We start from the raw sequence: 23,678 nt of genomic DNA, 5'->3' as shown, positions 1-23,678 counted from the left end.
CATACAATTTTATAATCATGAACGATTACAAAAAAGACTAAACGGCCTTAGTCCCTTAGAATACAGGGCTAATGCCGCTTAGTGTGTTTTATTTATTTCCGCTGTCTACTTGACGGGGGGCACTTCATTTCATGTTTTCTGGTATCCCGGCTTTCCTTTGGTTTAATTATTAGAAAGATGATATTTTTAGCATCTAGATACACTTCAATAATCGAAAAACTACGAGGAGTGACAGGCACCCATATTAAGGTGAAAACATGTTAATTCATTGTATTTAATATCCTATTTCCATTCTAGAAAAAAAACGGTATCCACTTCCCTATTTCTTTTCCTCACTTCTATTTACAAGGCAGGCAGAAAGAATCCAGAACAACAAATCAAAAAAGGACTCCCACAGGAATCCCTTCAAAAAGTTTTACTTACTGATTGAAAGCGGCTTCATTTTTAATATGCTTCTCCTGTAGTTCGTCCCCTCTTTTCGCGGCGATCATCAGACTCATGATCATGAGCGAAGCGAATGAACCGACAAATAAACCTGTTAATAGTAACAGCATAGGTTCCCCTCCTATTGGTTCATTCATAATTCGTAGGAAGGTGATCATATTCGGCATCTGGCTGGCATAGTAAAAACCTTAGCCCCTATAGCTTTGCGCCACCATCTTTCAATGGATTTGCCCTTTCGTACGAACTATGTGTTCATATTATACCATAAATTACTAATATAAATAGCGCTATTAACCTATTTACGGTTATTTCATATAAATACTTATATCATTCGACAAATCACTATAAACTCATGTCATATTTCTATTACAAAAAGAAAATTTTGTCGAATTATGTATTATTTTCTGTATACAGTTAATGCATTTTATTGTAAAATCATTTCTATAGTTTGGATTATTTAGAAAATGATGTTAGGTTAGTCATACTACCATTCTCCTAATAAGCATGATTTTCTAGAAATAAAAGGAAAAATAAGTAATTTAACTTATTGTGATCGGAAACGCTTTCATTTATATTTATATAAATCTAGTTGAAACTGCATCTTTAACAAAGGGAGTGAATGGGATGGACGAACAGGGAAATTTTTTAGCTGGTTTAATGTGGGGTACTTCTCTTAGTGTTCCTTTGTGGATGGCAGTTTTTGGGTGGATCAAAATATTCATTAAAGTATTACATATATTTTTATAATCTTATAAACTTAAAAGAGTAAATGGCCAATTTCGATCATGACCATTTACTCTTTTTTACAATTTATACTTCTTGAACGCAAAAACAGTAAATAGGAGTAAACCCCATAAGATGACAGACAGGAAAATTCCCCATAAACAGCCTTTAGCGAACTTCCCATAATCATCATTTAGCTGCATAAAGACTGAATTCCTTCTACTTAACTTCTATGCGCTTATTCTCGTACCATTCAACAATTTTCCGTTCTTTCGCCGTCAGGTATCCCTCTTTACTCCTGAGTGCATTTTTCCGCCTATTTTTTCTGCTCATTTTTTCCTCCTGTTGCGTTTCACAATTTAATAAATGCAGTTACTAGTAGTATCTTTTATTAATGTAAAAGAAATCCAATATCCGCAAGTAATAACAGAATAAATTGGATATTTTAGGATTTTTAATTTTACTCTAAAATGTGTTAATACCCTCGCTAGTGCAATGGTATTACGTCAAAATTGGTTCCGAATATTACATTTATGATGCTACGGTCTCCTTGGTTTTAATAGGTTTATTTTTATTTCCGTTTCTTTTCATGATATTTTGAATCGGCTTTTCAACATAAAAAGTGATCAAAGACGCAAAACCAATTGATATCGCAATCGGGATTATTATGAAAATCTCATTTGTTAGTCCAAAACTCCCTAAAACATCTAAGATAATGTACCCGATATTTTGATGAACTAAATATAAGCTGTAAGAAATTGTTCCAAGGAAAATAAGGGGTTTAAAGTTTATAAATTTCAACTTTCCATTAATTAATGCATAAAAAACAACTAAGAAAACTAATACTGCTGATCCAGTAATTAAACCATTGAAGACAAAGTCGTATAATACACAAGCAACAATTATCAAGTGATACTGTATTTTGTTATGTCTGGTAAGTTTATAAAACATAATTCCTGCTATAAATAAGTTACAATAGCTCATTAAACCGTAAAATTGAACGATGTTAATTAAGGGAATATCAAAATTCATCGCCAGTGCTCTCACGATAGCAGAAATAATTAACCATAAAACAAGGGGTATTTCAATTATTTCAGTAAAACGAACTACAAATAAAAACCCCATTATCAAATAAAAAATCAATTCAACTGTTAAGCTCCAGTAAACCCCATCAACAGCAGGTACAACTCCTGGAATTATTCCTTGTAGCATCGTGAGATTTATTATCGCATTGGAAACACTCACTTCACGACCATCTAATCCGTACAAACTAACCAAAATAAAGGTTAAAATCACCCCGGTAATATATGCCGGGTACAACCTTATCGCTCTCTTGAATGCAAAATCCTTAACATTCTTACTTCTTTCCAAAGTCATAATTATGACGAACCCGCTTATAATAAAAAACAACTGCACTCCCAAAAAACCAAACTTGAAATCAAAGTTATTGGCTTCCCTAACGGATGGAAAAAGCTCATTAAATCTAGTTGTATAATGATACAATACCACTGCTAGGGCTGCCAGACCACGAAGAACATCAAGCTCAGTCAACCTTGATTTTGTGTTAATCACGTATTTTCCCCTTTTCCATACATGTAATCTTGTAACAACATTATTATTCTACTATATTTTAAAGTGCAAAACTATAGCAATATGGAAATTATTAGGTGTGGGAAAAAGGTTATTGTGCCACTATAACTAATTGCCCGCTGTCAATTACGGTAACATTATATATGTTGACATTCGGAGTTTTTAACAATATCTTAGTTGAGGATATCATGAAGTTATAAAATAAGTATTTGTTTGACTCCTCATTTTACCGAAGGTTCTCCGAATTCAAGCTATATTCCGTATAGAATATTTGATTGAAAAAACTCGATAACAGCCCCGAATAATCGGTGTCCGTCCACTCAATCTCGGAAACCTCCACAGCGATTTCTTTTATCTTTGAAATAAGCAAAAGCAAATTCTGTTTCACATACAGATTCTAATAGAGAATTTTGCTTAACTTTATTTGTATATATTTGAAAGTGTCGTGAGAATTTTGTCGAATTGTGTATTTTTTCTATATACAGCTTTATTAATATAATTCTTATTATTTCGATAATAGTTATAGGTTAGCCATAGACCAAATTCCAAACTGAACCAAACTCTACCAATAACTAGATAATTAAGTAATTTAACTTATTGCAATAGAAATCGCTTTCAATTATATATATAAATCTATTTACAACTGCATCTAAATCAAAGGAGTGGATTTAGATGGACGAACAGGGGAATTTTTTAGCAGGTCTAATGTGAGGTACTTCTCTTAGTGTTCCTTTGTGGAAGGCAGTTTTCGGGTGGATAAAAATCATCATTAAAGTATATAATTTCAATAAGCATAAATCGAGTAACTAGTCGTATTTGGAATATGGCCAGTTACTCGTTTTTCACCTCAAGTAAACTCTTTATTACAGCAATTATAGTAAATAGGTATACTCCCCAAAGCGCTATCCTCATTCCATTCAACGATTCACCGTTCTTCGGTCGTTATGTATCCACCTTTACTACTAGGTGTTAGATATTCCCACCATTTTTCTATTGAAACCTCTATCCAATAATAGTAAAATAGCACCATTGTTAAATCCCTTGAAAATTAACTGGAGGAAGAAATGCAGAAAAAAAAGAAGAAATGGAAAGTCTTTGGATTTAGTGTATTAGGAATTATACTTATTTTAACTGCTTTTATTGGATATGAATACTACCAATTACAGCCGAAAAATCATTTTAAAACAGTTCCTATAATAAGCTCAGGTAAAAATAACAGTAGCGAATCTAAACTTGAGGAAAAAGCGATAGAAGTGAAGGAACCTGTATTTAATCTATTATTAATTGGTTCCGATCAAAGAAAAGGGCAAAAAGCCGGACATTCTGACTCAATGATCCTTGTTCATGTTGATATGAATAAGAATCAATATCATGCTGTAAGCATTCCACGCGATACCCGTGTTCATTTAGACGGCTATGGATATACGAAACTAACGAGTGTCCAATATATCACGCAAGCGAAAAAAGGGTCAAAAGAAGGAATAGAGTCAGCTGTAAAAGCCGTCGGGGAGTTGATGGGTGTCCCGATAAATTATTATGTGGAAACCAATTACACAGGCTTTCAATCATTAGTTGATGCCGTTGATGGGATCGAAATGAATGTCCCATTTGATGTCAAAATCACTCATCCATGGTACCCTGCAAATAAGGATAAAACCATCACGGCCGGTACCCATTCCTTTGATGGAAAAATGGTTACGGAGATTGTCCATGAACGTTATTCTCTATCTAGTGGTGAATATGGCCGTCAGCAGTTGCAGGTAGAGGCGTTAAAAGGAATTGCGAAAAAAGCTCTCTCTCCTAAAAATATCAGCAGTTTACCAGATTTAATCAACTCAATTCCTGAGTTTATCGTGGCTACAAATATGTCTACTTCTGATATGCTGAGTTTCGGCCTTACTGGGAAAGATTTCAATCCTGATAAACAATTAACCTATCATCAATTACTCGGAAAAGGTCAGTCGCTCTATGATGACATTCTAAAGGCTAACAATTCTCAAATTATTTTAGATGAACAGCAAATTCAAGAATTGGCGGATACTTATTTTACATTAAAGGCAATAACAAACTAATCCCCATGGAGGGTTCCATGGGGATTTTAAATATAAATTGTTTTGCTTTCCTTATCTTATGAATGAATAACATGATTAACAAACCGGTATGACTCCAAAGGAATCAAGCATGACATCACAAAAAGCGGCAACTCTTCCGAACACAATCCATCGATGATGGCATAAACGATGGAGACTCCAGGACATTAGATAGAAATAGCAGCCTTTTAATCACTTACGCCGTGTTTTCTCCTGTGATATAAGGTAGTTGGGCAAAATAAAGATTGCCATTCCACACAGTCTAAGCAATCGGAGAGTGACGGGCACCAGATTTTTGATTTTTACCCATGACTGTATATAATAGCCCTGATTCAATTATTATTATCAAAATACAAACACTATGTATCAATAGTGCAATTTATCTTTAGCTAATATTTCATTTACCTTAAGCATGACAGCATTTTGGAGTACAGAAAGCTTTTCTTGACTATCGTCCATTGATACTCCCTTCACGCCAAAGTAAAATTTAGCTTTTGGTTCTGTACCTGATGGACGGAGACAAAACCAAGAACCATCCGCCAAATGATATTTCAATACATTAGATTTTGGTAAATCTATAAGACTTTCAAAATCATTTTCATAACGAGTTGAATTTTGATAATCTTCGATTGCAGTTACCTTGATACCAGACAATTCTTTTAATCTTTCACCTCTAAATACCTCCATTAAACCTGCAATTTGTCCTGCCCCATCTTTACCCTTTAGTGTAATTGACTGTAGGGACTCTTGATAAAAACCGTACTTTTCAAAAATAGATAATAATCCATCATACATGGTCATACCATTTGTTTTATAATAAGCAGCCACTTCAGCAGCAAATATCGCTGATTGAACAGCATCCTTATCACGAACAAAGTCTCCAATTAAATAACCATAACTTTCTTCGTAACCAAATAAGAAGGTGTTCTCACCAGTCTTCTCAAATTCCTTTATTTTTTCCCCGATGAATTTAAATCCAGTTAATGTATCTAATGCATTAACTCCATACTGCCTAGCAATTACTCTTCCAATTTCTGAAGTAACAATAGTTTTAATTACTACCCCATTATAAGGAAGAATTCCTTTTGCTTGTTTTTGAAATAATAAATACTCAAGCATTAAAGCACCCATTTGATTACCCGTTAAAACAACATATTCTCCATCCGAATTTTTCACGGCAACACCTAAGCGATCAGCATCAGGATCAGTTGCCATTAAGAGATCAGCATCTACCTTTTCTCCATATTTAATAGCAATTTCAAAGGCAGCATGCTCTTCTGGATTCGGTGATTTTACAGTAGAAAAGTTGGTATCAGGCATCTCTTGCTCTTTTACCACAATGACATTCTCAAAGCCAAATGCCTTGAGACCTTCACGTACAGGTTTGTTACCAGTACCATGTAATGGAGAGAAGACAATCTTTAACTCATTAGCAACAGCCATCACCGATTTAGGATTTAATTGAAGTGTTTTTAGTTGTTCTATATAAGCCTTATCAATCTCAGTACCAACATAAGTTAGTAGTCCATTTGAAATTAATTCCTATTCATCTGTTACATCCACAGTTAGCTCGTTTTTCACAGCATTAACATAATATATAATGTTGTCTGCAGCTTCAGGAGGAATCTGACCGCCATCTTCACCATACACTTTAAAGCCATTGTATTCAGGGGGATTATGACTGGCAGTAATAGCAACTCCGGAATATGCTTGTAAATAGCGCACTGTAAAAGATAACACTGGTGTTGGCCGTAGCTCATCAAATACGTAAGATTTAATTCCATGCTTGCCAACCGTTTTTGCAACCTCTAATGCAAACTATGGAGATTTATGACGGGAATCATAGGCTATAACAACACCTCGTTGTTTTGCCTCTTCACCTTGATCTAAAATGTACCATGCAAGTCCCTCAGCGGCCCTCCTGATGGTATAAATATTAAGTCGATTAATACCAAGGACCTATCTCTCCGCGAATACCACCTGTACCAAATTCAAGGTGTTTATAGAAATAGTCCTCTAATAATTTATTGTCTTTCTCTGCCTGAATCAATTTTACCTTTAACTCAAAATCTAATGATTCATAAGAAAGCCACTTTGTTACTACTTTGTGCCATGTCAATTTTACCTTCTCCTCTTCTAGTTGCTAACATTATGTTTATTAAAATTTTTTAAAAAATAAAAAAGGACTACTTGAATTAGTAGCCCAAAACTTCTATTTACTCAAAGCGTAAGCAGATTCTTCAATTTCATCCCATGCTAATTGAAGCCTATGATTATCCTCTTCAACTAACTGAGTACCAGTCTGCACTTCTATAAATTCTAAATCTGTTACTGCTTTAACAGCGTGCTTCGTTCCAACAGGGATTTCTACCACATCTCCATGTCTAATCACCCTAAACTCATCATTTAAAAGAAGGACACCTTCACCTTTGACAATGCTCCAAACTTCTCGACGATGATTATGATAGTGATAACTTAAATTCTTACCTGCAGAAACATTGATACGTTTTGTTAAAACCTCATAATCCTCATCATATTTAGTATGCTCGAGAACCCTATACCAACCCCAACGTCTGTCCTCATACATTGGTCGTTGATCTATGTCCCCAATTATTTCTTTTACTCGAGGACTTGCATCCTTGTCTGTTACTAAGATTCCATCAGGACTAGCAGCTACTAGAACATTAGATAAACCAAGAACTGCAATAGGTATATCTAATTCATTCACTATATGAGTATTCTCTGAATCATAACTAGCTTTTGCTTTCCCAATTATATTCGTTCCCATTTCTTCGGTTAGGGTATTCCATGTACCTAGGTCTTTCCAACTACCCCCATACGGAATTGCGACAATATCCTTTGTTTTCTCTACAACTTCATAATCAAAACTAATTTTAGGTAGAAGTGAATAATTTGCTAATAGTTCATCATAATTTGTTGGTAATCCTTTTTCCTCAAGTAAAGTAATTATCCTATCTAATTTAAACGCAAATACTCCACAGTTCCAAAGCGCTTTTTGGTTTAACAGCTCCCGTGCTTCTTCCATTTTAGGTTTCTCTTTGAAGTGGCTTACTTTTACCACTTCAACAGTTGATTGATCAACATTTGGCACAATATATCCATACTTTTCTGAAGGAAATGTTGGTTTAACACCCATTAATGCCAAGTCTGCATTATTAGATTTTAATACTTCCTCTAAATCAAGTAATCTAGCAAAGAAGGAATCCTCAACAAATGGATCTACAGGTAATACTCCAATAACCTCATCACGAGCGGTATTTTCATGAGAAAAAAGATATGTTGCTGCTAATGCAATAGCTGGGAAAGTATCTCGTCTTTCCGGTTCAATTATAATTGAGACATCTTTTCCAACTTGACTTTGTATCATTTCTACTTGTGTTTTGCTTGTAGCAATAACAGCTGACTCTGCTAAGCCTAATTTATCTAATTGACTCCATACTCTCTGGACCATAGATTGTAATTCATTTTTTTCATTACGCAATACTTTCAAAAACTGCTTAGATCTAGCGTCATTTGATAATGGCCAAAGCCTTTTCCCTGAACCTCCGGATAGTAAAACTAATTTCATCTTGGGCCTCCTCTTAATGCAAATATAATTAGATTAGATTGTACAATAATAGTATATTAATTGATTAATAAGAAATATAAACATATCAATTAGATATTCAAACTTCAAAGTTTTATAAATTTAAGAGAAAAGTTGTAATAGCTAAAGTGTTAAAAAGGTTATGGGGGGTGATAAGTAATCATCCCCATAACCTTTTTACTTCTTTTTATAATAATCTACATACCAATCGGCAAACTTTTGTAAACCTTCCTTAATAGGTGTTTTTGGTTTAAATCCTATGGCTTGTTCTAAAAGTTCTGTCGAAGCAAAGGTGGCAGGTACATCACCCGGCTTGATTGGCTCAAATAATTTTTCGAACTGTATTTCTTTACCTAGAGAATTGCTTAATGCCTTCTCAAGTGCGTCGATAAATACCATCAATTTCTCAGGACTGTTATTTCCTATGTTATATACTCTATGAGGAACTTTGTTTTCACCAACTAATGGATTGGAAAGGAGACGTTCTATTCCTTCAATAATGTCATCAATATAAGTAAAATCCCGATATAGGTCGTTTTCAAAATCACCATTGTTGAAAATCCTAATCGGCTCACGGGAAAAATACTTATCGGTAAATCCAAAATAGGCCATATCTGGGCGTCCCATTGGTCCGTAGACTGTGAAGAAACGTAATCCAGTAGCTGGTATTTTATATAAATGACTGTAGGTATAAGCCATAAGTTCATTTGATTTCTTCGTGGCAGCATAAAGTGAAACAGGCGTATCCACAGAATCGGTTTCTTCAAATGGCACTTTTTTGTTTGCACCATACACGGAACTGGATGAAGCATAAACAAGATGATCAACTGGATTATGACGGCATGCTTCCAAGATATTATAAAAACCAATCACATTGCTTTGAATATAAACATCTGGATTCTCAATAGAATAACGTACGCCTGCTTGTGCAGCTAAATTTACAACCACATTAGGCTTAAACTCTTCAAAGGTCTTCGAAACCATTTCCTTGTCAGAAATATCGCCCTTGATAAAGGTGAACTTCTCATATGGTTTCAGCTTTTCCAAACGGGCATATTTAAGATTCACATCATAGTAGTTATTCATATTATCAATGCCAATTACCTTACAGCCCTGCTCCAGTAATTTTTTAGATAAATAAAATCCAATAAATCCTGCCGACCCGGTAACAAGATATGTTTTTCCAGTATCAATTAGTTTGTAGTTCAAGACTTCTCGACTCCTTTGATCCTTCTCTAGTGATGGATTTTCTCCCAATTGAATGATACTCCACACCAGCCAATCCCATATCATCTAGCCTGTAAATGTTTCTTCCGTCATATACTAAAGGAGTTCTCATTAACTTCTTATAAGATTCTGGCGCTATTGCTTTAATTTCTCCCCATTCAGTAAAAATAAAACAAACATTTGCGCCTTCTAAAGCCTCTTCAGCATTGTTTGCGTAGGTAATTGAGCCTTTTCCATTCTTTCCCTCCGGATAAACTTTGGCAAAGTTAAAAGCTCCTACCGGATCATAGGCATAGATATCTGCACCTTGCTCTAGTAATAGCGGTACATTCTCAAGGGAGGCAGCTTCCCTTAAATCATCCGTACCTGGTTTAAATGTCAATCCTAAAATGGCAACTTTAAGTCCATTAAGAGTGATAAGCCTTTTGCTAGCCTTCTTATATAACATAGTTTTTTGTTCTGTATTCACATCTATAGCAGCTTTAACTGTTTTTAGATCGTAACCATTCTGTCTAGCAATATATTCAAGTGCTTTTGTATCCTTAGGAAAGCATGAACCACCAAAACCGATTCCTGCATTTAAAAACTTTTCTCCAATACGTTTGTCAAAACTCATCCCTTTTGCGACATCTTGGATATCTGCTCCAACCAATTCGCAAAGATTGGCTATATCATTCATATAGGAAATTTTAAGTGCAAGAAAATCATTTGAAGCATATTTAATCATTTCAGCTGATCTTCTATTGACAGAAACAATAGGTAAATGAAATGGCTCATAAATATCTTTCAAAAGTTGCTCTGCCCATTTACTTTCCGAACCAATAATGATTCTTTCCGCATGAAGTGTATCATGCACAGCAGAACCTTGTGCTAAAAATTCCGGGTTGGATGCTACTTCTACTTTAACGTCCTTTACCAAAAAGTCATTGATAAACTGTTCAACCTTATCATTTGTCCCTACTGGAACGGTAGATTTTACAACTACAAGGCAATCCTTTTCAATTGATTCGGCAATTTGCCTTGCAACAGTAGCTATATAGGTAAGGTTGGCAGAACCATCTGGCTGCTCAGGTGTACCGACACCTATAAATATTACGTCTGCATCCTTGTAAGCTGAATGGTAGTCAGTTGTATAATCAAGTCTTCCTGCTGCATTATTCTTCTGCATTAATTCCTCAAGACCTTCTTCATATATTGGAGATAAACCTTGACTCATCATAATCACTTTGCTTTCATCAATATCAACACAGGTAACTTGATGCCCAACTTCAGCAAAACAAACACCCGCTACTAAGCCGACATAGCCCGTACCAGCTACCGCTATTTTATACATAAAAATGCCCCCAAATATAATTAAATTAGATTATTATAAAATATAATTCTTGAGGAGTATAAGAGAAAAAAAGAAAAAAAACTCCTCTATAAATAAGTGTTCGAGGAAATTTTAAGAAATATATAATATTCTGTTCAACATCCCAAATCACCGCTGCTGCATTTATCCCGAGTCAATTCTTTTCTATTCAAAGATGTTCTTTAACATTTTCAAGACCTATTAAAGATGCAACGAACTCAAATGAGTTTAACCAAGACACCCCCTGAAAAAGGTGAAAATTTTAGCCTTATGCACAAATTTCGCTGCATTAATTATTTTCACCCAAAACAATATTCAAATTTACTCACCTAGTTTTAATATTTAACACTTCAAGTAATTTTTGTAAGGATAAATCCCAAGTGTATTTATTGGAGTGATCCAAACCTCTTCGTTTTAAATCACTATGCAAATTTTCATTTGAAAGCAATTGAATCATCTTATCGGCTAGATCGCTAGGGTCTTTAGGGTCGAAATATATTGCAGCCTCGCCGCAAACCTCTGGTATTGAAGCATAAGTGGATGCAATAACTGGGCACCCTGAATCCATAGCTTCTATAGGGGGTAATCCAAAACCTTCATAAATTGATGGAAAAATAAAGGCAAATGCATTTTTATAAAGCCCCTTTAAATCCTCATCACTTACATAGCCTAAATATTTCACCTTATCTTGGTCCATATTAATGCTATTATGAAAGATTTTAGGATTCGCCCCACCGGCAATTACAATTTCAAAGGTATCAATATCTAATAATTCAATTGCTTGTAAAATTACTTTAAAATTCTTATTAGGGTGGAGACTGCTTACCGCAAAAAAATATGGCTGAATAAGATTATATTTTGAAACAACTTCATTATTTGCATTTAATTGGCTAAAATGATCCTTGCCTAAAGATATAATGGATATTTTCTCATCTTCCACTTTCAAATGCTTAACTAGCTCTCTTTTCGAAAAATGAGAGTCTGTAATGATTATCTTCAATTTACGGAATAAGATGGAAAACAGGAATTTATACCATATTCTAAAAGTAATTGAATAAGCATTTGGAACCGAAAAAACTGCAGCATCATGAATAATTACAGTTTGCATTTTCTTTAAGATAGGTGCAGTATTACAAAAGTTTAATAAGAATCCGTCTGTACAATAAAAAGGCAACTCAATTTGCTCCCATAAGTGCCCTTTTAAGAATCCAACTTTTTTTATTTTAATATTTTTGAAGTTTCCAATACTTATTTCAGCATTTTTAGGTAGTAAAATTGTGACATTTAAGCCATTAATTAAATCTAATTGTTTTGTTAGTTCAATAGCAACTCGTTGGACTCCAGTTAATTTTTGAGAAAGAAAGCGGCCATTAATATATATCTTTTTAATTTTTGACATTCAACATTTTCCTTACCAGATTCATTATTTAGTAATAGTATTGAAATAATTAATTAAACCTTAGTTATTTAAATACTTTGAATTTTCTAACATTGGAATAAATACCTTTCTCAGAGTTAAAGATTGTAGAAAGGTTTTAACATTTTGAAATTTAATAAAATGCTCGCGGTTTATATAATTTATATTCAACTATAATTTCCTCAACCTTAAGAGTTTTAAAATTATAGTTTCTTTTAACACATGAGGGATTTCCTACTATCAGACTACCTTCTTCGCACTTAGATTTTGATGTCACCACCAAGTATAATTACCCACTAAGTATTACATAGTGGGTAATTATATATTCCGGATGACAATCTTTCCCTTTATTAACTTTAGGAAAAACGGTATTGAATTTACACAATGCCCGTAATCACCAAGAAATATTAATTCAGCCTTTTTTGTAGCCAACAGAAAAATATAGAGCAGGTCTTTCTCCCATTGGATAGTTCACAAATGAATATTGTCTAACAACTATGGGGGTGCCTAAAGAACTTTGTGATCTTTAAGGTATTTTTTCCTTTGATACATTTTGGAAAAAACAAATCTAGACTTCTCAACACTAAAGTTTAGACCTTCTTCTTTAATATGAAAGTTTTTGTAAATAGGGAATAAAAATATTTAAATTCATCTGTTTTAAATGTAAAAATAATGATAGCTATCAACGAAAAAGTAAAAGCTATAACTCCTTGTAAAAAGAAATTCAATAAATAATTTCCGGTTTCAATTCTGGAAGCTAAAATATAGGAAACAGATGAAATCAAAAGGAATCCAGTAAAATGTCCAAACCAATACTGCAAAAATGGTATATAACTTCTGGCAAACCCAAACTTAAAAATCAGTAATATTTTCAGGCATAACTGTATAATGTACGTACAGGTGGTTCCAAGGAAAATCCCAAATACTCCATAGCGCCATCCCATGATAACTGATACTATCAAGTTAACAATTGTACCGAGAATAGCAATATATTTATCCTGTTTGAATAATCCTGAAACAGAAATTACCTGCCATACTGGACCCCTAACTGCATGAAAATAGAGATTCACCGCAGTTAATAATAATACAGGCATAGTGAGTTGATAAGTATCTCCAAATATTGCACTAACAAATGATGTGCCTGAACTGATATAGCTTGTGCAAAATACCGTCGCAAGTACAAAATAAATATAAGTAAGCTTTTTTAGTACATTTATTGTTTGATCTGTATTTCCTTCCGCATATAAGTTTCCAACGCTTCCTTGTAAAGCAATATCAAATTGTACCAATGCTTGTTTAAAGGCATTAATAATTAACGCATAATTAGAATAAATACCAACCTCGATTGTATTTACAAACACAGAAATCAAAACATTATCCGTTGAGTTAGTAACTGTTCCAGAAACTCTACTTATAAATAGGTCTTTTACGTTTTGAAAAACCTTCCTTTTTTCTTTTCTAGGTAGAATTTCTTTATTTCCTTTCAAGTAAGGATATAATGTATTAGTTTTCCGTGCAACCCAGATATTATTTAAAAGTGACCAGAAAATTAAAGAATATAGAAAAGCATCGAAACGATTAGAAAGCCAGAGTATACTTATACTCGAGACAACACTAATTAGTTTAAATGCAGCATCTACTGTTGCAGAAATATAGGTTCGTTGATCTGCAATTAATAAGGAACGTTTATAGGCAAAGCAGTATGATATAGCAGATTGAGCAACAAATAAAATAAATATATACTTAATGTAATTATCATTATACCCCGTCTCTTTTACAATCAAATGAATAAATGGAACCAAAGAGAGCCCGATAATTATTACAATCCCAGCAATAGTCAAATAGGCCTTACGAAATAAGTTCATAAGCTCTTTTACTTTTTGTTGATTGTTTTCAGCCAAAGGCTTATATAAACTATAAATAATTGCTGTTCCAACGCCCATCTCGGCCAAGGATAACATCATAATAACTTCATTAAAAAGGCTATTCAAACCTACGCCTTGTATCCCGATAGTTATTATTAGCACTTTACGAATAACAAAAGTACTAATGACGTTAACAAAGTAATAGATCAACGAAAACATAATATTTTTTATACTTTTTTTTAATCGCATATTATCTCCGTTTTAAACCAACAGGAACTGAAACTACATTTCGGTTAATTTTTTTTGTGATATTATTATAACTATATACAATGAACAATAAATATTGATATTGAATGAAATAGTAGGTTACATTTCCATATTCCAAAACAATTAAAAAAACTAATATTAACACTGTATAAAGATTAATATTGTTCTTTTTTTCAGATTCCTTAGAAATGGGCTTTATTAATCTACATACACCCGTAAAAAGCATTTTTAAATATAAAGAATAATAAATTAAAAAACCAACAATTCCAACATCACTGAGCAATTCAATAAAATTATTATGTGCGTAAACCGCATTTGCATATCCTATATTTAGGAGGTATACTTTAAAATTATTTATTCCAACCCCAATTATTGGATGACTTTCAAATATTTTTAAACCGGTATCTATAAAAAACAAACGTTCAGTTGCACTTGTATCCTTCTGTATAGATGAATCAAAAATTGAGAATACAATATACAATCTACTTCCTATTAGTTCATACAAAGAATCATTTGTCATAATTAAATGATATGAAAAAATAAATAATAAAAAAGCGCCCCCTATCATAAGTAGCTTTTTTAGAGTTTGCCCTTTCATAAGAAAAATAAATAATAGGGATCCAATTACTAAAATTAAAATTGCTTTTCGTGATCCAGAAAAGGCTATTGTCATTACCATAGGAATAGCCATCATAATATAAAGCAATTTGGCTTCTTTTATAAATAGAAATATTAATCCAATTACTGCAAATGCTAGGCTTTGAGCAATATTATTAAAATAAAACCCTGTACTAATGCCAAAGTCCTGTGTTCCATAATTACTTGTGGGGTTTGTTACCAGTACATAAATTGCGACGATAAACTGAACCAAGAGATAAATCTTTAAAAAACGAAACCATTTATCTAATGAATCAATATAAAGACTAAAGCAAAAAAGGCTTATTAATAATGGAATTAAAATATGGATCACCTGTAAGCTATAAAATTTATCTATCGCCCATGTGGATGATAATAGAGAAATAGCTACGAACGTTGCATACCAAACAACATTTCCTTTAAGTACAACTTTCACTCTATTACTTAATACACCAATCATTACACCTATTATTAATAAACACAAAGAAATCCTATTAATATTGGTATTAGTTGAAAACAAGAAGCTTACAATTAAATAAAACAAAATCGTAAATTCCATAATTAATCGAACTAATGAGCTTTTTTTAATTTTGAAATCATATCCTGATGACATTTATATTCCCCTTAACCGAATCCGTCCGATATATCTAAACTTCTTTTAAAATCTGATCAAACTGGTATATAATTCGATTATAGTAAATTTCTAATGAATTCTGCTTGGTTACTCTTAAATAATTTTCCATGGTTACTCTCTCGTATTCTTCCTGACTTAAGGAATAAGTGTTTTCAAAGGCACTAATTATTTCATTTATATCTAGTACATTAAAAACAAATCGATCATCCGCAATCAATTCGGGGATGCCACCACGATTTGCACCTATCACTAAACATTGGGTAGCTAACCCTTCTAATGCTGTATTCGGATAGTTCTCTAGCCACAATGAAGGTACAACTACAGAATAGACCTTTTCTAAATGCTTGATTATATCAGCATATTTCATTACGCCAAGATATTTAATACTGTCAGAATTAATAATTTTATTTTTAAACTGATCTTCAAATCCTTGTTCGATCTTACCTATTATCTGAAGCTCAACATCTTTTCCTTCTGAGAATTTTTTAAATGCCTCTATTAGCTGCATTACACCTTTATGTTTGGCAACAAGTCCATAGTAAAGATAAATTTTGTGTGAACTGTACTCTTCTTTTTTAAAATTATTTAATAAAGAAAAATCAAATGAATTATTTAAGCATTCCGTCGGTATTCCATTAGCGGTACAGAAATTTGTTAAAGACTGGCTTGGAGAGATGAAGCGATTTATCGACTTTTTCCTAACATTATTTTGTCTTATTAGGTACTGCTTATCCATCCAGAAGTACATTCTTTGTCGTTTACCTTTTGGTGCACACTCTTTAATACAATTACAATGAAGATATCCTTTACACGGCTGATAACTCTTGTTCACACCTAATCCATTAGGACAAATAGCTCCAAAATCCCGAATAGTCTGTAACGCAGGATATGGTTCTATTGCTTTATATACAGTTATTGGCTCGTAATGAATATTATTGAGATGTATTGCTTCAGGAGAAATCCGTCGAATTAATGTATTCACAACATTTAATAAGTTCTTGTTAATAAAAAATCTCTTTATCCTTTTGACATGCCAGTTCTGATATTTATTATCTTTAGGTACTATATTATAATGTTGAGGATCTTCAGTAGCATTACCATCCGGAAGAGTTGCATCAAAAGTAATGTGGTATACATCATGGCCGTGAGCACGAAGTACTTCAATTTCTCTTAAGGTCTGTACTTCGGACCCACCCATTTTATACAATTGATTTATTACAAGTATTTTCATATATTATTTTCCCCTTTGTTTCTATGCCAAAAAGGATAGCTTTTCTATATAAGATTAATTTTCTAAGTTTCCATGTTCAAAAATGCACATTAACTCTCTGGCGTTCTTCTTCCAAGAGAATTTTTTAAGTTGCCTTTGCATAAGATTAATGCATTCTATTCTTTCTTCTCCCAACGACATTACTTCATTCATTCTGTTCGCAAGTGAAACATAGTCTAATGGATTATCAATATAAAACGCACCATCTCCACCGACTTCTGGCATTGAAGAAATTTTAGTTGTTATAACTGGTACATTGTATTCCATCGCCTCTAAAATTGGTATTCCGAATCCCTCATATAACGATGGATATAAAAACACGCTTGCATTTGACAGCAGATAGGACTTTTCAATATCTGTTATAAATCCAGGCAAAACAATTCTGTTTTTATATTTGCAGTTTTCAATTGTTTGAAACGTTTCTTCACATTTCCATCCTATTCTCCCTGCAATAACCAACTTCATATCCGAATTAGTATCATCTATATATTTTTCAAATGCCTTAATAATTGTAGGAATGTTTTTTCTCGGTTCAATAGTGCTAACAAATAGAAAATATTTCTCCGGAAACACTATCATAGGGTTCACGCTATCTATATCAACAGTACACTTTGCAAAATCAGATGGCATACCTCCACAATAACTCACACAAATCTTTTTAGGAGAAATATTAAATAAACTAACAATATCGTTTGCAGTTGCTTCTGAAATTGCAATAATCTTATCGGCTTTTTTGCATGCAGATTTCGTAAAAAGCTTCTGCCGTATTGTATTGCTTGTAGCACTTATACCTTTAAACTTAAACAGTGCCAAATCATATATAGTGACAAAGTATTTTGTTCTATTATTTTTACGTGGTAGGACATAGTTTGTTCCCCAAAAGACATCTAGATCTAATTTGTCTATTAACTCGGGGAGTTTAAAAAGTGACCACAATTTTCCCTTGTCTATAATCCAAGGATCATTAACTATATGCCAATTAGGTGGTAGATCAAAATCTAAATTAATTGGATATCTCGAAAATAAATAATAATCATGCTGCGGATACTCTTTAATCCATACTTTGATAACTTCATATACACTTCTGGAAACTCCAGTAAAATGCTTTCCAGTAAAAACTCTTGCGTCTATACCTATCTTCATAGAATTACTCCTATTTAACTAAATTCTAAATGATTTAAATGTTATTTCAAGGATACTTTTAAAATTCATAATTATAGTCCGATCTCTAAAGTGACTTCATAATAAACATAATACAGTTATTTTCATAAAAAATATAATCGTCTGTGACAGTCAAAAAACATTTCATATTATTTCCTCGCAATACTTCGATTATTGCGAAAGAAAGTAAACTCAGAATAATGTTATTATTCCATCCGTCTTACGTCCTTGGAATAGCTCATACTGTTCTTCCACAAATTCTTTTATTGTTTTCTTGAAAATACTCTGGTCAAATTTATGCGCATGCTCCCGGAGATCCTCTTTGATAAAATCAATCGTCTCAAATTTTCGAATGGCATCAATAAGCGATTCAACATTCTGTTCAGGGAAAAAAATCCCTGTTTCCCCATCAATTACTGTTTCAAGGGCTCCTCCTTTAGCAAATGCGATAACAGGTCTTCCACTTGCCTGTGCCTCTAGTGGCGTGATGCCGTAATCTTCCTCTCCAGGGAATAGAAAGGCCCTACATTTCGAGTAATGTTCCCTAATGACCTCATCAGATACTCTTCCAAGGAATTTAACTGTTGGACCAGCTATTTTTTCTAGCATCTTCCTTTGCGGTCCGTCACCGATTACAACTAAAGGTAGATTAAGCTTTGTGCATGCTTCAACTGCAATATCAATTCGCTTATACTCTTGCAATCTGGATACGCATAGAAAATAATCCTCATCTGTTGTTGATAGATTAAACATATCGCATCTAACTGGCGGATGAATAACATAAGAATCTCTACGATAATGTTTTTTTATCCTCTTTGCAACATTGACTGAATTTGCAACGTAAACATCAACGCGAGCGGAGTTAGAATAATCCCAGACCCGCATAAATGTCATTAGATATGCCATAATCTTGTGCTTAAATGCACCTTTTCCTGTAAGGGGCCCAATATAATCGTGCATAAACTCCCATCCGTAGCGCATTGGTGTATTACAATAACAGATATGAAGGGTATCTGGATTTGTAATTACAGATTTTCCAACCGCAGAGCTACTGCTAATAACAATATCAAAATCATTTAAATTGAAATGTTCCAATGCTGTAGGCATAAACGGAAATAGAAGCCTATGATTTTTTATCTCTTTTCCTCTCTTTTGAAGATGAGAGGTAATTATCCTTGCTTCTTTCAGTGGCCCATCAATCTTATTTTTATTACATATACTGGTGTATATAGGTGCATCTGGGAAAACCTCATGAAGATTTCCTAAAACGTTTTCCGCGCCACCCATAAATGGCAACCAATCATGTACAATCGCTACTTTCATTATGCATCTCCTACACAAGTTCCAAATAATATTCATATATTTCTCTTACAGTATCAAAAATGCTATTCTGTGGTACCCATCCAATTTCTGCTTTAATAAAGCTGTTATCACAACAAATAACCGGGTTATCAGTGGGCCTGAATCTATCTTTGTCAATCTCAACAGAGACATGCTGATGACTTAAAGAAATAATATAGTTCAACATTTCTTTCAATGATACTGCATTACCTGTACCAACGTTATAGATATTCTCATAATTATTACTTTCGATCACCATCCGATAGGCACGAACAACATCTTTCACATTTCCGAAATCACGCTCGACAGATAAGTTTCCTACATATATAGTACCCGGCTTGCCGCTCTTCTCTATTTCTGCTATCTGTTTGCACCAACTTGGAATAACAAATGTATCAGACTGTCCCACGCCGGTGTGGTTGAATGGTCGAACATGATAAATTTTCATGCCATAACGCAATTGATATATTTTTGAAAACTTTTCTTGCATCATTTTAGATAATCCATATGGATTATTTGCATTTAACTCATAACTTTCATCGATTGGTTTGTTGGAAATAGCATACTCCTCACTTGAGCCAATTAAAAGAATTTTTGGTAAAACTTCACATTGTCTGGCAGCCTCCAGAATATTTAAGGTTCCATTAACATTTACCGAAACTGTCAGTTGTGGATTTTCCCAAGATAATCCTACATTACTGATTGCTGCAAGATTTACTATATGAGTTGGTTGAATACTCAGGATTTGCCTTTTTACGGTCTCTGCATCTAATATGTCAACTTCCTCAAATTCTATATCCTTAGGAAGGGAGTCAGTTTTTCTCGGACTACTACCATATACCTTGTAACCATTTGAGGCAAATTCTTTTACTAAATATGAACCAACAAACCCACTAACACCATATATCAATACTTTTTTCACTCATAAACACCCCCTCTATAATATTATTGCATTGAATAAATCTAGGGAAAGTTATTTATTTAATAGTTCCAAGTCATTTTTAACCATTCTTGTAACAAGTTCTTCGTAACTGACATTTCTAACCCAACCAAGTTTCTCCTGTGCTTTGCTGCAATCTCCAATCAATATTTCTACTTCAGCAGGTCTAAAAAATTGTGGATTTACTTTAACAACAACTTTTCCTGAATCTTTGAGAACGGCTACTTCTTCAATACCCTCGCCCTTCCACTCAATTTCCATTTCTGCAGCTTTAAAAGCAAGAGTGACAAAATCTCTAACTTCATGGGTTTCACCTGTAGAAATAACATAATCATCTGGAGTATCCTGCTGAAGCATTAACCACATTGCGTTAACATAGTCCATTGCATGTCCCCAGTCCCGCTTTGCAGACATATTTCCAAGTTCTAAACAATCCTGAAGGCCCTTCTTAATCTTTGCAACACCCATAGTGATCTTTCTTGTTACAAATTCTTCCCCACGCCTCTCAGACTCGTGGTTAAAAAGGATACCCGAACACGCATACATATCATAACTTTCACGATAATTCTTTGTAATCCAGTGGCCATATAGCTTAGCCACTCCATAAGGGCTTCTTGGATAGAATGGCGTGGTTTCTTTCTGAGGAATCGCCTGAACAAGTCCAAACATTTCACTTGTTGATGCTTGATAGAAACGTGCTTCCGGTTTAACGATTCGAATTGCTTCCAGTATATTAGTTACACCTATAGCATCGATCTCCGCAGTACCAACAGGTGTATCCCAAGAAGTCCCAACAAACGACTGTGCAGCTAGATTGTAAACTTCATCAGCTTGAGAAATCTTCATAGCTGAAACCAAGGATACAATGTCAGTCATATCTGCGTAAAGCAAAGTAACTTTATCTTTCAAATGCTCAATATTTCCATAATCCACAGTACTTTTTCTTCTCATAATACCATAGACTTCATAGCCCTTATCCAAAAGTAGTTCGGCTAAGTATGATCCATCCTGTCCTGTAATTCCAGTTATTAATGCCTTTTTCATAGTATTTTCTCTCCTTAATTTTTAATATCTATTATAAATAAATGTTACAAACTTATTAATTTAACCCTTAGTGTTTACAAATTTGGGTCTACCATATTCTACAGTTTTTGTTTTAAATTTATATTATTCCAATATTATCACCAAATTGTTGTTTGGAATGGTCCCCTCAAAATGAGTAGAGGAATATCTTAAATTGAATCTTACCTTTACAAAAAATACTCCTGTAATCTCAAATACAATTTTTATAATGTTTAAAAAATCAACATTTTACCTCAAAGTTTCTTTAAAATGCATCTTTTGAACCGAATAATACAAGAACCGTTTTAATAATAATCTTAAAATCATATCTTATTGACCTTATTTGAATATATTTAAGATCTAGTTCCACCATATCTTCAAAACTAAGGCTATTCCTTCCACTCACCTGCCATAATCCAGTGCATCCTGGTGTTACTATTAGTCTTTGTTTGTCATACAAAGTGTAAAGTTCAACTTCTCTTGGAAGAGGTGGACGTGGTCCCACCAAACTCATATCTCCTTTTAAGACATTAAATAGTTGTGGTAGTTCGTCAATGCTTGTTTTCCGGATAAACTTCCCAACCTTTGTAATTCGCGGATCTTCTTTCATTTTAAACATAGCACCATTTATTTCATTGTACTTCAATAATTCTGCCAACTTTTCTTCTGCATTCGATATCATCGATCGGAATTTGTACATTTTAAATTCCTTTCCATATAACCCGACACGTTTTTGTGAGAAGAAAACGGAGCCTTTTGGATCTTCGAATTTGATAAAAACGGCAACGATTATAAACAGAATACCTAATAGGATAATTCCACATGATGCACCAATAATATCAATCATTCTTTTCGTTAGTAGATAGGCTTTTCCATCGTTGACTTGAATTTGTACATTCTGCTTTTCTAAATAAGCCACTTCTTGATTCGCTAACTCAGACACGTAGACCCCTTCCTTCTTTCTATAACATTACCTGTTCTTTTTCGAATGTTGAAACTAGATTTTGTAAGTAATCTAGCATTTCATCGTGAAGGTCTTCGTGCTGTAGAGCAAATTCAATTGTTGTCTTAACAAAACCAAATTTTTCCCCGACATCATAACGTTTGCCTTCAAAATCATACGCGAACACTCTTTGAATCTGATTCAACTTTTGAATCGCATCTGTTAACTGAATTTCACCACCAGCGCCTTTTTCTTGACTCTCAAGGAACATGAAGATTTCTGGTGTTAACACATAACGTCCCATTATCGCTAAATTTGATGGAGCTGTTCCTTGTTTTGGTTTTTCAACAAAATTATTTACTTGATAGCGACGCCCTTCCTGTGTCGAAGGATCGATAATACCATATCGGTGAGTTTCTGATTCCGAAACCGTTTGTACTCCAATGACAGAGGAGTGCGTATCTTCATATTGATTAATCAACTGTTTTAAACAAGGAGTGTCACTTTGAACAATATCATCACCTAATAGAACCGCGAACGGTTCATTTCCAATAAAATTACGCGCACACCAAATCGCATGGCCTAATCCTTTTGGCTCTTTCTGCCGAATATAATGAATATCTGCTAGATTCGTTGCGTATTGAACACGATTTAATAAATCAAATTTCTCTTTTTCTACTAAATTTTGTTCAAGCTCTGGTGCAAAATCAAAGTGATCTTCAATTGCACGTTTGCCTTTACCTGTTACTATGATTATGTCTTCGATACCCGAGGCTACTGCTTCTTCAACTATGTATTGAATAGTTGGTTTGTCTACGATTGGTAGCATTTCTTTTGGCATTGCCTTTGTTGCAGGCAAGAATCTTGTTCCTAATCCCGCAGCCGGTATAATGGCTTTTCTTACTAGTTTCACAGTTCTGCCCCCTGAATATTTCGTTTGTCTAAGTAATCATGCAAAAATAAATATCTAATGGAATTGCAAGTGTTTTCACACTTATTCTTTCATTAGATATTTATTATTATTATTAAACGGGCATCTAACCCATCCTCACACCATGCTATTGACGACTCGGCGTCTAAGGTCTTTTAATAGACCCACAGCAAGATCGA

General features: G+C 33.7%; 17 protein-coding genes, 1 pseudogene and 1 riboswitch. Of the genes and pseudogenes, 2 read left to right on the top strand and 16 right to left on the bottom strand.

The genetic code is table 11. The features are described 5' to 3' along the window. Position 1 precedes the first annotated feature (1 nt). Positions 2-82, top strand: a complete 81-nt coding sequence (locus tag ACWM35_RS20660) for an IS3 family transposase (RefSeq protein WP_454820779.1) — start codon at positions 2-4, stop codon at positions 80-82. A 337-nt stretch (positions 83-419) separates the two neighbouring features. On the opposite strand, the gene ACWM35_RS20655 is transcribed toward ACWM35_RS20660, so the two are convergent. Both ACWM35_RS20655 and ACWM35_RS20650 read right to left on the bottom strand, forming a co-directional pair. Then, positions 420-554 (bottom strand): hypothetical protein, encoded by a 135-nt coding sequence (locus tag ACWM35_RS20655; RefSeq protein WP_454820766.1) that lies wholly within the window; start codon positions 552-554, stop codon positions 420-422. Positions 555-603: 49 nt separating this feature from the next. Continuing rightward, positions 604-686, bottom strand: a riboswitch (cyclic di-GMP riboswitch). A 1,012-nt stretch (positions 687-1,698) separates the two neighbouring features. Continuing rightward, complete coding sequence (locus ACWM35_RS20650) at positions 1,699-2,739, bottom strand: acyltransferase family protein (RefSeq protein ID WP_454820765.1); 1,041 nt, start codon at positions 2,737-2,739, stop codon at positions 1,699-1,701. Positions 2,740-3,821: 1,082 nt separating this feature from the next. On the opposite strand from ACWM35_RS20650, the gene ACWM35_RS20645 reads away from it, so the two are divergent. After that, positions 3,822-4,829 carry an LCP family protein gene (locus ACWM35_RS20645; RefSeq protein ID WP_454820764.1) on the top strand — a complete coding sequence of 336 codons (1,008 nt, stop codon included), beginning with the start codon at positions 3,822-3,824 and terminating at the stop codon, positions 4,827-4,829. Positions 4,830-5,213: 384 nt separating this feature from the next. On the opposite strand, the pseudogene ACWM35_RS20640 reads toward ACWM35_RS20645, so the two are convergent. The 14 genes and pseudogenes from ACWM35_RS20640 to galU form a co-directional block, all read right to left on the bottom strand. Then, positions 5,214-6,966, bottom strand: a pseudogene (locus tag ACWM35_RS20640) (phospho-sugar mutase). A 93-nt stretch (positions 6,967-7,059) separates the two neighbouring features. Continuing rightward, positions 7,060-8,436: a sugar phosphate nucleotidyltransferase gene (locus ACWM35_RS20635; RefSeq protein WP_454820763.1), complete on the bottom strand. Its 1,377-nt coding sequence runs from the start codon at positions 8,434-8,436 to the stop codon at positions 7,060-7,062. A gap of 195 nt (positions 8,437-8,631) precedes the next feature. Beyond that, positions 8,632-9,663 (bottom strand): SDR family NAD(P)-dependent oxidoreductase, encoded by a 1,032-nt coding sequence (locus ACWM35_RS20630; protein ID WP_454820762.1) that lies wholly within the window; start codon positions 9,661-9,663, stop codon positions 8,632-8,634. After that, the gene (locus tag ACWM35_RS20625; RefSeq protein WP_454820761.1) at positions 9,644-11,014 is read right to left on the bottom strand and encodes a UDP-glucose dehydrogenase family protein; all 1,371 of its coding nucleotides are present in this window, start codon (positions 11,012-11,014) and stop codon (positions 9,644-9,646) included. Before ACWM35_RS20625 ends, ACWM35_RS20630 begins: the two co-directional genes overlap by 20 nt. Before the next feature lie 343 nt (positions 11,015-11,357). Continuing rightward, positions 11,358-12,431, bottom strand: a complete 1,074-nt coding sequence (locus ACWM35_RS20620; protein WP_454820760.1) for a glycosyltransferase family 4 protein — start codon at positions 12,429-12,431, stop codon at positions 11,358-11,360. 608 nt (positions 12,432-13,039) lie between these two features. Beyond that, on the bottom strand, positions 13,040-14,563 hold the full coding sequence (locus ACWM35_RS20615) for a lipopolysaccharide biosynthesis protein (RefSeq protein ID WP_454820759.1): 1,524 nt from the start codon (positions 14,561-14,563) through the stop codon (positions 13,040-13,042). 1 nt (position 14,564) lies between these two features. Then, on the bottom strand, positions 14,565-15,830 hold the full coding sequence (locus ACWM35_RS20610) for an O-antigen ligase family protein (RefSeq protein WP_454820758.1): 1,266 nt from the start codon (positions 15,828-15,830) through the stop codon (positions 14,565-14,567). 34 nt (positions 15,831-15,864) lie between these two features. Next, positions 15,865-17,082, bottom strand: coding sequence for a glycosyltransferase (locus ACWM35_RS20605; RefSeq protein ID WP_454820757.1), 1,218 nt, complete (start codon positions 17,080-17,082; stop codon positions 15,865-15,867). Between the two features lie 54 nt (positions 17,083-17,136). Then, positions 17,137-18,264, bottom strand: coding sequence for a glycosyltransferase family 4 protein (locus ACWM35_RS20600; RefSeq protein WP_454820756.1), 1,128 nt, complete (start codon positions 18,262-18,264; stop codon positions 17,137-17,139). Positions 18,265-18,474: 210 nt separating this feature from the next. Beyond that, entirely contained in the window at positions 18,475-19,605 is a 1,131-nt protein-coding gene (locus tag ACWM35_RS20595) for a glycosyltransferase (protein WP_454820755.1), read from the bottom strand. A 10-nt stretch (positions 19,606-19,615) separates the two neighbouring features. Beyond that, the gene (locus tag ACWM35_RS20590; protein ID WP_454820754.1) at positions 19,616-20,545 is read right to left on the bottom strand and encodes a GDP-mannose 4,6-dehydratase; all 930 of its coding nucleotides are present in this window, start codon (positions 20,543-20,545) and stop codon (positions 19,616-19,618) included. Between the two features lie 51 nt (positions 20,546-20,596). Next, positions 20,597-21,607, bottom strand: coding sequence for a GDP-mannose 4,6-dehydratase (gmd, locus tag ACWM35_RS20585; protein WP_454820753.1), 1,011 nt, complete (start codon positions 21,605-21,607; stop codon positions 20,597-20,599). A 283-nt stretch (positions 21,608-21,890) separates the two neighbouring features. Further along, entirely contained in the window at positions 21,891-22,544 is a 654-nt protein-coding gene (locus ACWM35_RS20580) for a sugar transferase (RefSeq protein WP_454820777.1), read from the bottom strand. A gap of 43 nt (positions 22,545-22,587) precedes the next feature. Next, positions 22,588-23,481 (bottom strand): UTP--glucose-1-phosphate uridylyltransferase GalU, encoded by an 894-nt coding sequence (galU, locus tag ACWM35_RS20575; protein ID WP_454820752.1) that lies wholly within the window; start codon positions 23,479-23,481, stop codon positions 22,588-22,590. Positions 23,482-23,678 lie beyond the last annotated feature (197 nt).

Source organism: Neobacillus sp. K501 (assembly GCF_053749995.1).
The sequence above is the reverse complement of the archived record's forward strand: the minus strand, read 5'-3'. Positions and strand labels throughout refer to the sequence as shown.

Coding starts and splice junctions, on each gene's coding strand:
- ACWM35_RS20605 (WP_454820757.1), bottom strand. CDS start 17,082: ATGAAAATACTTGTAATAAATCAATTGTATAAAATGGGTGGGTCCGAA.
- ACWM35_RS20620 (WP_454820760.1), bottom strand. CDS start 12,431: ATGTCAAAAATTAAAAAGATATATATTAATGGCCGCTTTCTTTCTCAA.
- ACWM35_RS20625 (WP_454820761.1), bottom strand. CDS start 11,014: ATGTATAAAATAGCGGTAGCTGGTACGGGCTATGTCGGCTTAGTAGCG.
- ACWM35_RS20645 (WP_454820764.1), top strand. CDS start 3,822: ATGCAGAAAAAAAAGAAGAAATGGAAAGTCTTTGGATTTAGTGTATTA.
- gmd (WP_454820753.1), bottom strand. CDS start 21,607: ATGAAAAAGGCATTAATAACTGGAATTACAGGACAGGATGGATCATAC.
- ACWM35_RS20600 (WP_454820756.1), bottom strand. CDS start 18,264: ATGAAGATAGGTATAGACGCAAGAGTTTTTACTGGAAAGCATTTTACT.
- ACWM35_RS20595 (WP_454820755.1), bottom strand. CDS start 19,605: ATGAAAGTAGCGATTGTACATGATTGGTTGCCATTTATGGGTGGCGCG.
- ACWM35_RS20610 (WP_454820758.1), bottom strand. CDS start 15,830: ATGTCATCAGGATATGATTTCAAAATTAAAAAAAGCTCATTAGTTCGA.
- ACWM35_RS20655 (WP_454820766.1), bottom strand. CDS start 554: ATGCTGTTACTATTAACAGGTTTATTTGTCGGTTCATTCGCTTCGCTC.
- ACWM35_RS20635 (WP_454820763.1), bottom strand. CDS start 8,436: ATGAAATTAGTTTTACTATCCGGAGGTTCAGGGAAAAGGCTTTGGCCA.
- ACWM35_RS20615 (WP_454820759.1), bottom strand. CDS start 14,563: ATGCGATTAAAAAAAAGTATAAAAAATATTATGTTTTCGTTGATCTAT.